The following is a 13,762-nucleotide window of genomic DNA, read 5'->3' on the forward strand; positions in this document are numbered from 1 at the left end:
TGATTGTATTCACTGTTTCAACCATTCCAGTGCTATTCATAAGCTATCACGGCTCATCATCGTAGGCTACGCCATAGGCCTTCTGATAGATTATATTTGCTATTGTATACCGTTCCATTCCAAATTGAGGTGGTAATATCATCGCTTCTATATGTTCTTTTTGAAGTCGTTGACGGCGGGTTTTACCTTCATTATTAAAAGCAATGCCACCGTTAACGGTCCCTATAACACCGGAATTTTCCTGTTTTGCACGCCAAATAGAGATATACGGCGTATTAGCTCCTTGTTGTAATCCTCTGTTATGAATAGTAATCAAATGACGTAAGGATCGCTCCAAGTCGTAATCATATTGCAGTTGAATGCCTTGAATGAGATTTGATGCAGGCATTAAAACGTAAATAGTCGCCTCCACACGTCGATGATCATCGGGTGCATCCACAGCTTTAATGGAACTAAGGTCCAAATACTTGCCATCCCCACGGCCAGAATCAACGGTTGAGTCGATATGCTGATAATGCTGCGGATTTAGTAACTCAGCTTGTGATACGGCTTGACCTTGTATCGGTAATACGAGGCAGGCTAATAACCATAGCGAAAGTAAATATATGCGTTTCATCGTCCACCTCACTGTACCACAATATCATCAAAATGCTGCTGATACGCAGACATAAACATAGCATCAGCTAAATTATACATAATAATATTCTTGCGATTGAGCGGAAGATTCCTAGTACCTTCCGAAGATGGGTTCTTCTTAAGCGCACCATCCAGTGTATAAATCGCACTATCTGAATCAGACATAAATAAGCCCGACTTACTTTCACTAGCCTCAATCAAAGCCAGCATAGATGGACTAGGATTCATCATATTAGATGATTTAATCAAAGTCGCCAATGAATAGTTTGCATCATAATTAACAGTAAGCTTATTTTCCATAATCTCAGCCTGATAGTGCGACGTGTGTACCACATAATAAATAGCACTTAATGTATACTGTGGTGGCGCATACTTTTGAACCTCCACAGAATAGGTATTTAAATACACATACATACCACCACCATCATTAACAATAGCACTCGGTTTCTCATACTCATGCTGATGAACCAACTTAAACTGTGGTGATGTCTTCAGCTCCTGAAATGTAATTGCCTCTGTAGGCATGGTGAAAGCCAGCAACACAAGAGCTAGCATCAAAATACGTTGAATCATAAAAACCTCTCTCAAAAAATGAATCTTGTCTCTCAATAAAATAAGCACAGTCTTATTAGCATAAGTATACTATGTAAATAAGGCTGTGCCTATGATTAATAATTTTATATTTTAGTTCCTAATGTATATATATTCTCCAACGAGCAGTAAAACTCCTCTTTGTATTTTCCCCAGTTTTTATGGATAATTAAACTATACTTGATATATGCACCGCAAGTAGTAAGGGTGATTTAGTATGAATCTCTAGATCGTGTAAATTTTTGGAGGTGTCATATGGATTCTCTGACTATTATTTGGGTTATTGTTTGCGCCTATTTATTACTGAATTTATTAGTTGGCGTGTATTGTCATATTCGTGTAAAAGATAGTACTGACTATCTACTCGCAGGTCGTCGTATTGGGGTTCTTATGACGGCAGGCACATTAGCGGCTACAGAAATCGGTGGTGGGAGCACCGTAGGTGTAGCAGCGAAAGCGTATGGTTCTTGGGGTTTATCTGCAGGTTGGTACGTCGTATCTGCAGGGATTGGTGTTATTCTCGTTGCTTTCATCGCACCACTCTTGCGGCGTGCCATGGCAACAACTGTACCGGAGATCATCGGCCGTCGTTTCGGCGCGTCTAGCCATCTCATTACTTCCATTCTGTCCATGCTGGCAACGATTACACTGGCAGGCGTACAGATTACAGCAACTGCAACCATTATTAGCGTTCTCACAGGACTTTCAACAGAGCTCGCCATCCTCATCTGCGGTGCGGTACTCGTAATTTACACCATGTCCGGCGGCATGTGGAGCGTAACGATGACGGACGTTATCCACTTCTTCGTTCTCGTTGGGGGCTTCTCCCTCGCGGTGCCGTTTGTGTTGCACAATGTAGGTGGCTGGGAATCAGTTGTAGCTAAATTACCACCTGAACAGCTGGGCTTCACAAAGGTGGGTTGGAAAACCATCATCGGCCTTGTCATCATGTACTTCATGACCTTCTCCACCGGCCAAGAATCCGTTCAACGGTACTTTGCGGCGAAAAATGAAAGAACGGCCGTTCTCGGCTCCATCATTTGTGGTATTATCATGGCTCTATTCGCCTTTGTTCCTTCCGTATTAGGCCTTGTAGCATTAGCTGAGTTTCCCGGAATTGAAGCCAATAATGCAGTGGCAACGGTAGCGCTTAACCTTATGCCTCCAGTAATGGCAGGCTTCGTTATGGCCGCCGTCGTATCGGCCACACTTTCATCAGGCGCAGGCGACCTATTAGGCGCTGCAACGGTATTTACCAAGGATATTGTGGAACATCATTTTGGTAAAAGCCTCACTGATGCTCAGCTCACTAGATATAGCCGTCTATGCGTACTATTCCTCGGCATCATCTCTATCATAATCTCCCTCGTAAGCAAAGCCATCATTCCGATGCTCGTATTTGCTTTCACAATGAGATCCGCTGGCCCATTCGCCGCATTCCTACTAGGCCTCACATGGAAAAATGCAACAGCTGGCGCTGGCATTTGGTCCATCGTGCTCGGCTCCATCGCAGGCGTATACTGGGAATTCGTGGGCAACCCATATGGCATTATGTCCATCATCTTCGGTTCCATCGTCAGCCTCATCGTCTTTGTAGCTGTCGTATGCATTGAAAGAGCCATGGGTAAACCACCGGCTCCTCCGGCTATACCTGATGATGTAAAAGAAATATAATCAATTTGTTATAATCTGTAACTTAATAATAGACTTAAAAGTGCTATACAATTACAATTATAAAACCAAAAACTCCTATCGGTGAAAGCCAATAGGAGTTTTCTCATTTTACAATACCCTCATCAAACTGTATGCCATACACGTGTTCATCATAATTTGACGATATATAATAACCTTACTATAATATAAATAGATAGTCAGACGAGTCGTAACGTCAGGCGCATCTCGAAATTGAAAAAAGATTAGGAAATGGCCTTTCAGTTATCTAGTTACACTAGGCAACGGAGGGCTATTTGTCTTTTGTGAAACAAATAAGCGCTATTAATGTCCCAAAGGCAATAACAACCGTTATTACCTGTAATAAGAGCATGATTATTTCATAATCACTCATAGGCTTATCCCTCCCTTCGATGACGAAGAGAGGTCCAACCTCGTCTAACTATCCTAAACCTATTATAGAGCGAACTGATATACGATACAATAAGGAACGAATAATAGGGATATATAAATAAATATAAGAAAAACTCCTAGAGAATTAAACCAATGAACTGCACCCCAAAATTGGACACAATTTTTGGGGTGCGGTTCAAAATAAGGTAGAGCCTTTATCTATTTTCTTATTTATTTATAAATTACCAACTTCAAATTAGTGAATAATCCAGATAGCAATTGTACTTGTAATGAAGGTAACGATTACAGGCACACTTGTACGTTTTACAAGGTCGAAGCTAGAGATATTTGCAATACCAGCTACAGCAATCATAACAGCACTAATTGGGCTGAGTAGGCGGCCTACGCTCGCTGCATTTTGCATACCGAGAAGGATTGTTGTCGCATTACCACCTAGGTCAGCTGCAAAGTTTGGAACCAATGGAGCAAATGCAAACATAGATGCAACGCCAGAGCCCATTACGATACTTAAACCTGTAATAATTGTAGATACAATAACACCTACTACATCAGCAGAAATAGCAAGGCCTTGAATAGCAGCAACGAATTCTTTTACGATGCCCAAAGAAGTTAATCCGAAAGCAAACGTTTCACCTGCAACGATCAATGTTACAGTGTTAGCAAATTGGTCGCCCATACCTTTGAAGAAGGTTTGGATGCTAGCCGCCATTTTACGGAAGTCGCGATGACGGATAAGTTCACAACCCATAGCGATAAACAAACTAAGGAACATCGCAAGGTTTACATTCATCTTAACACCTTGAATACCATATTCACTGAAGCCAAGGATAAAGATTAATGGCAACAATGGTAAGAATATATATGGTAATGGACCAACTTCGAGGTCATCAGATTTATGAGCCTCCACATATTCCGTAGGAACATGGCCAGACTTTTTATCCAAGTATTTTTGCCATACGAAATGAGCAATAGCAGCCATTAAACCACAGATAATATATACTTTCAACTGATAATCTACAAAGTACTCATGAACAGGCATGTTTACTGTTTTGGATACGAGCAATGTAGTGGCAGAGGCAGGACCGATGTCGAGCAAGTGACCTGTAGCAACAGCCGCTGCAGCACCTACAGGACTAACACCTAAGCGTACAAGAATTGGGAAGATTGTCACCATCATAAGCATTGCAAGGCCAGAAGCACTTGGAATTACAAGGGACATGAACATATTTAGAATAAATGTAAGCGCCATTACTAGATATGCAGATTTCATTTTACCGAGTGGTTTAATGGCGGTTACAACGAGGCGAGAGCTAGCACCGATGTGGTCCATGTACTTTGCGAAACCAGTACAAGTCATGATCATGAGGCCAAGGTTCGCCGCATCTTTAGCAGTAGTAATATTAATAAATTCAAAAGCATCAAAAAAAAGAACACCTGTGGCCTTCTTCGCTTCTACAAAGGATGTTGTGTATCCAAGCAAGTACGCGGCAAACATCATAATGAGACCGCCCAATAATAATACAGTTTGTGCTTTAAACTTCTTAATAACCAGTGTTCCCGTTATGGCTATAACCAATAAACAAACTAACAAATTCATACATGTTCCCTCCATTCACAACACAATACTTAGAAGTTTTCCTTTGCGTGTTTGAAATCTTCTTTAATTTTTTCTAACAAGCCCGGTGTTTCAAGGATTTCCTCCACAGATAAAGCAATGCCCTTCGCGCCATACATGATAGCATCCTCTGCGAGTTGGCTTTTACCATTGTCTAGCCATTCCTGAGAATGACTCGTCACACCCTTGCCTACGAATTTCACGCGTAAACATGCACCTGGCACGCGAAACGTAACACTAGAAAAATCGGTAGATCCCGTCACCTTACGAGGCTCGGAAATCTCTGGGGCACCTACCTTTTCTGCATTTTTTAAAAGTTTATCGTTTAAGGTCTGTACATTGACTTTGTTGTCGTACGCCTTAACCTCTTCCCATTCCATCGTAGCGCCCACCTGTAAAGCCGCACCTTGCGCCACGTCTTTCACACGAGCCACAACCTCGTCGAGACGAATGCGACTAGAGGAACGAATATACCATTGGGTACACGCATAATCAGGTACGATGTTCGCGGCTTTGCCACCGTCAGTGATAATGCCATGCATGCGAACCTCAGTCGGTACGTGCTCGCGCAAGTACTCCATGCCGTTAAAGAACAACAATACCGCATCTAATGCGCTGATACCCTTCTCTGGGGCAATCGCCGCGTGAGCAGACTTGCCGTGGAACTTGATATTAACGAGATTTAGCGCCAAAGACTTGCCGTCTACCGTGGTCGTATCGCTGCCATGCATCATGAAAGCGAGATCTAAATCGTCAAACACGCCTTCACGAGCCATAACAAGCTTGCCGCTCGCCGTTTCCTCTGCAGGCGTACCGTACACAACTAACGTGCAAGGTGCTTGTAACGTGCGTTTCAAAGCGATTGCCGCCGTGCAAATAGATGGACCTTGCAAATTATGACCACACGCATGCCCCAAACCTTCAAGGGCATCGTACTCACAAAGCAAGCCGATCTTAGGTCCTCCACCGTTTACATGGTATACCGCTCTAAACGCAGTCTTAAGACCACTCACCTCACGGTCTACTATGAACCCTTCCTTCTCTAATAAATTTGTCAACAACTCATGAGCTTTAAACTCTTCATTTCCGAGCTCAGGATGATCAAAAATGAAATCGTTTAACTCCTTCATGGGCTTTCTTAATGCTTCAATCTCTTGTAAAAGCTGACTCATTTCTACCTCCAACATACACACTATAAAAACATAAATTCATATAACTACAAATACAAGCCTCAAAAAACCTGTATCTAATAACCTATTTTTTATCTATCTTTCTATTATTAGTCTATTAATACGCTAATATTTGTTCCGCATAACGGAACGTCATTCCATAAATCAAGTAAAAAATAAATTTATAAGGTCGCTCCCATTTGTTTGGAAATGGTTTGACCTAATTCCATCATGACTGATAGATACTCTTTGACATGCTCTTCCGTGTAGTCCCCTATAGGACCAGAGATAGTCATCACCGCTTCAAGCTTATTACCAAAGGAGAAGATAGGCACTGCGACGGATGCCGCATCAGGTACTCGATTGCCGCGAGTCACCACATACCCATCATGACGAATTTGGGCGCTTTCACCAGCACTCATATCAGTATCCTTGAAGTCCGCCATATAGGCACCAAAAATCTTGCCTGCCGCCCCTTTAAAGATAGAATACACCGTACCGATCTTGATGTCGTGACGCAATGGCTTGTCCGCCGCAACACGCTCGATACAAATGCGATAATCACCCTGCGCCAAGAACAAATTCACGGACTGCTGCAACTGATCGCGGATTGCTACCATATAGGGCTGCGCAATAGCTCGCACATCCAAAGACGCAAGGAAAGACTTTGCCATCGGCAAAATGCCCCAAGACAACTGATACTTCTTGGCCCTATTAAACTCAACCCAATGATGAGCTTCAAATGTCTTGAGCAATCGATGCACAGTGGCCTTGGGCAACGCCGTCGCATTCGCCAACTCGGTCACACCAAGCGGGCCTGCCTCTAATAACTTGAGTATCTCTATACCACGCTCTATTGATTGAACCATATTCATATCCAAAGAAACATACTAGATTATTACCATTTAATACGTTTCTATATTCTAATAAAACTAATGATAAATTTAACAATATACATAATCTGTTAGATCACTTTTGATGCCTCTGAAAAACATATAGTGCAACTAAGTCATTACAAACATAACAATAACACATTCATGAAAAATTTAAAAATAACTAAGATGCATAAGTCGTAATTTCACTACCACCAAAAAGAACCATTAACACAATCCACCGTATTGTGTTAATGGCTCTTTTAATATAACTAAAATTTTATAGAAAGATTGCAGTATAGCCAAGCTTTAAGTATTATCCCTACAACAGAATTAAACCCCATGTGTTTCTCCAAGTTTAGCAATAAACACTTATTCTCCTAATAGCCGTTCTACTAAATCGATCCAAATAGAAACACCATCTTCTAAGGCACTTGTATCAAAACTCATGTCAGGATGATGCAAACCTGGACGCAAATTACACCCAAGCCCAAAGAAACCTGCTTTCAAGCTTGGCTTTTCCACAGTGTAGAAGAAGAAATCTTCCCCACCTGGTGTGTAAATTGGATCAATGCAGTTGCTTTTACCAAGAATAGAAGATATAGAGTCAGCTAATAGAGCCGTTGCCTCGTCATTTAACTCAGCCGCAGGAATACGGAAGGAATCCAAAACCTCAACAGTCGCACCGATAGAAGCAGCTGCCCCTTCAATAGCTGGTAAAAACTTAGCACAAAGCTCATCCATCGTTTTATTATATTGTGCACGTAAATCCCATGTAACAACCGCTTTCGCTGGAATCGCATTCGTTACGCCAGAGTCACAAAGGAAACGAGTCGCCTTAACACTATAATTATCAGTTGGTTTTAAATGGATAGCATTAACTGCATTAACCGCTTGAGCCGCTGCATCCAAAGCATTAATCCCTAAATGAGGGCGAGCACCATGAGCTGGCTTGCCATGAAAAGCAATGACCATACGGCAAGAGGATGCATAATGAATCGCAGGGCTAGCCTGCCCATTTTCTGCTTCTTCAAATGGACGCACATGCGCACCAAAGATGTATTCTACATCATCAATAGCTCCACCCCTAATCATGCTATTCGCACCAGAACCTAGCTCTTCCGCGGGTTGAAATAAAATCTTTAACTTACCACGTTTTACTAATTGCTTTTCTTTAATAATTTGAGCCGCAGCCAACAGCATTGACATATGTCCATCATGACCACAAGTATGACGAGATACATGTTTGCCATCGATAATATGACCAAGCGCATCCATATCGGCACGAAGCGCTACCACAGGACCAGATCTACCGCTATCATAGATACCGATAATGCCCGTTTCTCCGCCCACATTACGTGTTACATCGTAGTCGTAACTTTCCAATTTTTCTGCTAAAAATACGGAAGTCTTGAACTCTTGAAAACCTTCTTCAGGAATTGTATGTAAATAATTATAGAAATTTAATACTTCACTCATCGCCAACACCTCTTTCTATAGAATAGCGTCTAACACATTAATTATACTACACAAATATCTGCTTTTAAATCAGTTGAAATAAAAACTTTTAATAATATATATAACTTTTATAAATGATATTCTTGCACTATTTATTATCTCTACTATATAATTATAAATCATATAACTCTATATGTTTTATGTAGGAGGTTGAAAATCATGAGTGACCCTAACAATGAGAAAAACTATACTCAATTTACTAAGAAGGTGACTGTCGGTTGCTATATTGCATTAGCTGTAGCAGTCCTATTCTTCTCAGGATTACTTAACAATGTAGAAGGTTTTAAATGGCTCTCTGCATTAGACTTTGCGACTGTTTCTGGTAAATTTGGTACCATGGTCAACCCTGCAAAAAATACCTTTATTGGGGAAGGCGGCGTCAGCGCTCGCGCAGGTTTCCTCTTTGCCTTGGGCTTAACACCAACAGTTATGTTGGCATTGGGTGTACTTGAGATTTTAGAACATTACGGTGCAATCCGTGCAGCCCATAAATTAATGACTCCATTATTGAAACCTATTTTAGGTATCCCTGGATTAACTGGCCTTGCAATGATTACGGACTTACAAAGTACAGATGCAGGTGCAGCGATTACCAAAGACCTTTATGACAACAATCTAGTTAACCGTAAAGAATTAACAATTATGACGGCATGGCAGTATAGCGGTGCGGGCATGATTAACAACTACGTAGCCATTGGATCTGCTATTTTTGCGTACTTAACAGTACCAATTATCCTTCCACTCATCGTAGTATTTGTTATGAAGTTCTTTGGTGGTGCCGTATGTCGAATCGCACTTAATACAGTATTCAAGGGAGATTTCAAAGATGAGCAACAATAAAGAAACAAACAATCCATTTGATATATTTATTCGTGGTGCACGAAAAGGCTTTACGCTAGCCACTCAAAACTTATTACCAAACGTATTGATGGCATACACACTTGCCGAGCTATTACGCATCTTAGGTATCATGGCATTTTTAGGTAACCTATTTGCTCCTGCAATGGCTCTATTTGGTCTTCCAGGTGAAAGCGTAACAATCTTGTTAACAGCGTGGTTATCCTACTCTGCTGGTATCGGCGTTGCAGTTAACTTGCTTTCTAACAATACGATTGATATGATACAAGTGACTATTTTGGCTCCAGCTCTACTCTTAATGGGCTCCCAAATCCAATACATGGGCCGATTACTAGGTGTAGTTGAAGTACCTAAAAAATATTGGCCAATGCTTATGACTATCAGCGTTGTAAATGCATTGATTTCCATGGTTATTATGAAAGCATTTGTATAATATCAAGACAATAGAATACTTTAACTAATACAATAACTGAAACAAACCAAAAGGCAGTACTAATATGAAATATAATAGTACTGCCTTTATTCTTTTAACAAAATACCAAATATCTATATCACTATTAAAATATAGAATATGTCTTATTCTCAACATTGCTCAATATGCATAATATACATATTGAATATTCATTCCCCGTATGTTTTAATGAAGACAAATACCATTCGTTTATGACAAATTAAATATCTATCCTTTATTAGAAGAATTCACTATATTTACGCTACATAATAGGTCTTTACTACCATGCTTATATAAATTTTAAAACACATCATGGTAGCTTTTTTTATTACGTAAAGGAGTATAGATGTATGAGTAAGGAGAAATTAGAGTTTGTAGAACCAGTTGATACAAACACAGATAATGAGTACTCTAGAGAGCCTGTCCCATTAGAGGCAAGAAAGTCCTGTTTTTCTCTCACCATCGTTTGGACTGGTTTCGTGTTTCTTGTTACTAGTATGATGGCTGGTGGCGGATTAGCTGCGGGGCTGACTTTCAACGAATTACTATTAGCCATGATTCTAGGGAATATTTTCTTATGTATCATCGCAGGTCTAGTGAGTGTAATCGCCTATAAAACAGGCCTCACCTTTGCCCTTTTGACGCGATACAGCTTCGGTCAGGAAGGATCTAGAATTGCCTCTCTCTTCGTACCTATCGTCAATCTAGGTTGGTACACTATTCAAGCGGCTTTATATGGACATTTTATTGCTCAAGTATTCAATCTTTCCTATACGGGCGAAGTCATTGCTATGATGCTCAGCGCCGTTATCATGGGTATCTTTGCAGTTCTCGGCATTAAATCCCTCGCCGTATTCGGCTACATTGCAATTCCGTCCATCGTATTCCTCTCCCTAGGAACGGCGGCTCGTTCGGTTCAAACAATCGGTGGCTGGCAAGAATTATTTAACTATGTGCCATTACAACCTATCGATTTACTTTCAGGTATTACCATCGTTATCGGCACGTGGATTTTATCTACTGCTACCTGTATCGCTGATATTATGCGCTATGGTAAAAGCAAGAAAGACGTTATTACAGCGAGCACAATTGGTTTATTAGGCGGCAATACCTTGATGATCAGCTGCGGTGCTATCGCAGGCATTGCTATGAATGATGGTGACTTAATCAACGTACTATTAAGCTTTGGCCTCGTGTTCCCAAGCTTACTATTGTTGACTACAAATATCTTCACCACAAATGGTGCGAACCTCTATTCCACATCATTGAACCTAGCAAACTCTTTCAAACTGAACCGAAATATTATGCTAGCCGCGCTCATTGCTATCTCTGCATTAGCAACAATGACACAACCATATAAAATCGACTCCCTCTTTGTATTCTTAAGTACATTAGGCATCATCGTTCCGCCACTATGCGGTATTATCTTAGCGGACTTTTACCTAGTTCATCGCGGAAAATATATCGATTACAACAAAGCGACTTTCAAAAAATGGAATCTAGTTCCATGGATCACATGGGCTATCGCATTAGTCTGTGTTAAATTCATACCATTCGGACTGGCTTCGCTGAACGGAATTGTAATCGGTGCCCTACTGTACGCACTCATTACGTATATTGTTAAACCTAATGTTGTTAGTGAAAGCAAAGGGTGATTATCATGGCAATTCATAAACTATCTGCTATACTAGGCACAATCATTATGGGCATCGGATCCTTTATTACCTGTCTAGCCACAAGTGAAAGCGCCATTACCCTTGGTAACGGCATGCTTGTAGTGAGCATTATTATGATGGGATTTGGATATTCGAAATGGCAGCCTTAAAAAATTAATATTTATATAAAATAAGAAAAAAGCACTATCTAGAAATAATAAGATAGTGCTTTTCTAATCCCATTAAGGATTATTTAACTTAACTCTAAGTCGGAATGGGTGCCCGCAAAGGTTGAGAGTATCATATTTCCGTCCCCTAATAAGGATTATTTAATTTAACGCAACACGATAATAAATATAGCCCATACAAAAGGTGGGATAGCATTTCCGTCCCTTATTAAGAGTAATTTAACTTTATCACTAATTTATGAATTTACTATGTACTAAGCACCTAAACCCATAGGGAGATTATTTAATTTAACGCCATAAAATGGTAAAACCGTATATCAGTAAACCAAAATTAAGATTTCCGTCTCCATCAGGGGATTATTTAATTTAACAAGAAGTCCGCTAGGTGTAATGGTAGTAATACCTGCACCACATGTGTTTCCGTCCCCATTAGGAGATTATTTAATTTAACAGGTGATCGCATGGCAGCAAAAACATTGCAACAAAAATTGATTGAGTTTCCGTCCCCATTAGGGGATTATTTAATTTAACTGGCAGATGCAGAACTACGATACACAAAAACAGGAAAGCAAGATCGTTTCCGTCCCCTAATGGGGATTATTTAATTTAACGAACATGAGTTCATCTCCTAAGCATTTAGAGTACCAAACGCGTTTCCGTCCCCTAATGGGGGATTATTTAATTTAACTTGAAGCAAAGCTCGACTTCTCTCGTTGGGTGCCAGAGGGGTTTCCGTCCCCATCAAGGGATTATTTAATTTAATACTTTTAATTAATTTATTCAAATCCGTAGAAGCTGACATGAGTTTCCGTCCCCATCAGGGGATCATTTAATTTAACATGGGAAACGTTTAATAAAACATTATTGGTTCTTCCGACTGGATTTCCGTCCCCTAATGGGGATCAATTAATTTAACAAAAGCGATGTTCCCTGATGAACAATCACCCTATGCTGCGGAGTTTCCGTCCCCATTAGGGGATTATTTAATTTAACGCCATACCGCAGCATGAATAATGCAGCACGTATTAATGTAGGGTTTCCGTCCCCATCGGGGGATTATTTAATTTAACAGTTGGTGATTACGATGTTTCATTCTTAGAAATTAAAGACATGTTCCCGTCCCCATCAGGGGATCATTTAATTTAACACTAGCGGGCTAGGTAAAAACCTAAGGTAATTATACCACGGAGGAGCTTCCGTCCCCATCAGGGGATTATTTAATTTAACCAGAAGAAAAAGCTAAACATATCTGGCCAGAAGCACTTAGTTTCCGTCCCCTAATGGGGATTATTTAATTTAACAAGAGTTAGACAGAATTGTTAATGGTGTAGCAAGAAAGTATGTTTCCGTCCCCTAATGGGGATTATTTAATTTAACATGCCACAACTGACGGCAGAACTTCCAGTCTCTGATGGAGCTAGTTTCCGTCCCCTAATGGGGATTATTTAATTTAACTGTGAAGAAGAACTTTGAATTCTTGGAAGAATTTAAAATTGTTTCCGTCCCCTAATGGGGATTATTTAATTTAACCCTGTCTTTGAAACAACAGATATTTACTGGTTCTAAAATGCAAAAACCGGCGGAGATTGCAAATTGATCCTAAAAGGCACTTTAGCAAGCTAAAATAACGCCGTTAAACCGCACCACTATCACAACGGCGCAGATTTAATTTATCAGAAGTTAAATTCTAGACCCATTATATCATATAAGAAAATAGATAATACAATAATAGAATCATCAATATAAAACATCAAGTCTTGAAATACTTTTACCAATATTAATGATTCTATTATTATTAATTACACCTCTACATCGTAACAGTATTAATCGAGAGTAACTATTTATATTTAAAGTACGATACAGTCTTGTTCCTTACGTTCTCCAATACCCCAAGTATAGATATTTATAATGTCATCAAGGACATAGACTCGTAAGGAGTCCTCTATAGGATTAATCATCTTACTAGCTCGCCGCATCATAGCATCATATTGTTTCCTATTAAGCAATGCTTCAAACGCAGACTTTTGGACACGAACGCCATAACGTTCCAGGCATTTAACAAGACGGTTACGCGTTTTATTTTCCACCACATCATAGATAACTAGGACGATAAACTTTTTCATA

General features: G+C 40.1%; 12 protein-coding genes and 1 CRISPR repeat array. Of the genes, 5 read left to right on the top strand and 7 right to left on the bottom strand.

Annotated features, from left to right (window positions below):
* Positions 1 to 46: 46 nt before the first annotated feature.
* Entirely contained in the window at positions 47 to 616 is a 570-nt protein-coding gene (locus DW000_RS03755) for a hypothetical protein (protein ID WP_120055129.1), read from the bottom strand.
* An 8-nt stretch (positions 617 to 624) separates the two neighbouring features.
* A complete protein-coding gene (locus DW000_RS03760) occupies positions 625 to 1,209 on the bottom strand; it encodes a hypothetical protein (protein ID WP_120055131.1) in 585 nt (194 codons plus the stop codon).
* Positions 1,210 to 1,482: 273 nt separating this feature from the next.
* Between DW000_RS03760 and DW000_RS03765 the strand changes: the two genes are divergently transcribed.
* The gene (locus tag DW000_RS03765; protein WP_120055133.1) at positions 1,483 to 2,901 is read left to right on the top strand and encodes a sodium:solute symporter family protein; all 1,419 of its coding nucleotides are present in this window, start codon (positions 1,483 to 1,485) and stop codon (positions 2,899 to 2,901) included.
* Positions 2,902 to 3,547: 646 nt separating this feature from the next.
* Here the strand turns inward: DW000_RS03765 and dcuC are convergent.
* The 4 genes from dcuC to DW000_RS03785 form a co-directional block, all read right to left on the bottom strand.
* A complete protein-coding gene (gene dcuC / locus DW000_RS03770; RefSeq protein ID WP_120055135.1) occupies positions 3,548 to 4,909 on the bottom strand; it encodes a C4-dicarboxylate transporter DcuC in 1,362 nt (453 codons plus the stop codon).
* Between the two features lie 29 nt (positions 4,910 to 4,938).
* Positions 4,939 to 6,099, bottom strand: a complete 1,161-nt coding sequence (locus DW000_RS03775; protein ID WP_243624520.1) for a M20 family metallopeptidase — start codon at positions 6,097 to 6,099, stop codon at positions 4,939 to 4,941.
* A gap of 179 nt (positions 6,100 to 6,278) precedes the next feature.
* Positions 6,279 to 6,971: an IclR family transcriptional regulator gene (locus tag DW000_RS03780; RefSeq protein WP_120055139.1), complete on the bottom strand. Its 693-nt coding sequence runs from the start codon at positions 6,969 to 6,971 to the stop codon at positions 6,279 to 6,281.
* A gap of 369 nt (positions 6,972 to 7,340) precedes the next feature.
* Positions 7,341 to 8,447: an amidohydrolase gene (locus DW000_RS03785; RefSeq protein WP_120055141.1), complete on the bottom strand. Its 1,107-nt coding sequence runs from the start codon at positions 8,445 to 8,447 to the stop codon at positions 7,341 to 7,343.
* A 198-nt stretch (positions 8,448 to 8,645) separates the two neighbouring features.
* Here DW000_RS03785 and DW000_RS03790 point away from each other — a divergent pair, with 198 nt between their 5' ends.
* The 4 genes from DW000_RS03790 (at position 8,646) to DW000_RS09805 (ending at position 11,620) form a co-directional block, all read left to right on the top strand.
* The gene (locus DW000_RS03790) at positions 8,646 to 9,326 is read left to right on the top strand and encodes a nucleoside recognition domain-containing protein (RefSeq protein WP_120055143.1); all 681 of its coding nucleotides are present in this window, start codon (positions 8,646 to 8,648) and stop codon (positions 9,324 to 9,326) included.
* Complete coding sequence (locus tag DW000_RS03795) at positions 9,313 to 9,777, top strand: YjiG family protein (RefSeq protein ID WP_120055145.1); 465 nt, start codon at positions 9,313 to 9,315, stop codon at positions 9,775 to 9,777. Before DW000_RS03790 ends, DW000_RS03795 begins: the two co-directional genes overlap by 14 nt.
* A gap of 368 nt (positions 9,778 to 10,145) precedes the next feature.
* Positions 10,146 to 11,450 carry a cytosine permease gene (locus DW000_RS03800; RefSeq protein ID WP_120055147.1) on the top strand — a complete coding sequence of 435 codons (1,305 nt, stop codon included), beginning with the start codon at positions 10,146 to 10,148 and terminating at the stop codon, positions 11,448 to 11,450.
* Between the two features lie 5 nt (positions 11,451 to 11,455).
* Positions 11,456 to 11,620, top strand: coding sequence for a hypothetical protein (locus tag DW000_RS09805; protein ID WP_165850987.1), 165 nt, complete (start codon positions 11,456 to 11,458; stop codon positions 11,618 to 11,620).
* Between the two features lie 292 nt (positions 11,621 to 11,912).
* Positions 11,913 to 13,168: a CRISPR direct-repeat array (repeat unit 19 nt; unit sequence GGGGATTATTTAATTTAAC).
* A gap of 317 nt (positions 13,169 to 13,485) precedes the next feature.
* On the opposite strand, the gene cas2 is transcribed toward DW000_RS09805, so the two are convergent.
* A complete protein-coding gene (gene cas2 / locus DW000_RS03805; protein WP_120055149.1) occupies positions 13,486 to 13,761 on the bottom strand; it encodes a CRISPR-associated endonuclease Cas2 in 276 nt (91 codons plus the stop codon).
* Position 13,762 lies beyond the last annotated feature (1 nt).

The sequence above is a fragment of the Veillonella sp. AF36-20BH genome (assembly GCF_003602765.1).
In the GTDB taxonomy this organism is placed as follows: domain Bacteria; phylum Bacillota; class Negativicutes; order Veillonellales; family Veillonellaceae; genus Veillonella; species Veillonella hominis.

What these genes read in the sequence shown, in the direction of transcription:
- DW000_RS03755 (WP_120055129.1), bottom strand. Translation starts at nt 616, where the DNA reads ATGAAACGCATATATTTACTTTCGCTATGGTTATTAGCCTGCCTCGTA.
- DW000_RS03760 (WP_120055131.1), bottom strand. Translation starts at nt 1,209, where the DNA reads ATGATTCAACGTATTTTGATGCTAGCTCTTGTGTTGCTGGCTTTCACC.
- DW000_RS03765 (WP_120055133.1), top strand. Translation starts at nt 1,483, where the DNA reads ATGGATTCTCTGACTATTATTTGGGTTATTGTTTGCGCCTATTTATTA.
- dcuC (WP_120055135.1), bottom strand. Translation starts at nt 4,909, where the DNA reads ATGAATTTGTTAGTTTGTTTATTGGTTATAGCCATAACGGGAACACTG.
- DW000_RS03775 (WP_243624520.1), bottom strand. Translation starts at nt 6,099, where the DNA reads ATGAGTCAGCTTTTACAAGAGATTGAAGCATTAAGAAAGCCCATGAAG.
- DW000_RS03780 (WP_120055139.1), bottom strand. Translation starts at nt 6,971, where the DNA reads ATGAATATGGTTCAATCAATAGAGCGTGGTATAGAGATACTCAAGTTA.
- DW000_RS03785 (WP_120055141.1), bottom strand. Translation starts at nt 8,447, where the DNA reads ATGAGTGAAGTATTAAATTTCTATAATTATTTACATACAATTCCTGAA.
- DW000_RS03790 (WP_120055143.1), top strand. Translation starts at nt 8,646, where the DNA reads ATGAGTGACCCTAACAATGAGAAAAACTATACTCAATTTACTAAGAAG.
- DW000_RS03795 (WP_120055145.1), top strand. Translation starts at nt 9,313, where the DNA reads ATGAGCAACAATAAAGAAACAAACAATCCATTTGATATATTTATTCGT.
- DW000_RS03800 (WP_120055147.1), top strand. Translation starts at nt 10,146, where the DNA reads ATGAGTAAGGAGAAATTAGAGTTTGTAGAACCAGTTGATACAAACACA.
- DW000_RS09805 (WP_165850987.1), top strand. Translation starts at nt 11,456, where the DNA reads ATGGCAATTCATAAACTATCTGCTATACTAGGCACAATCATTATGGGC.
- cas2 (WP_120055149.1), bottom strand. Translation starts at nt 13,761, where the DNA reads ATGAAAAAGTTTATCGTCCTAGTTATCTATGATGTGGTGGAAAATAAA.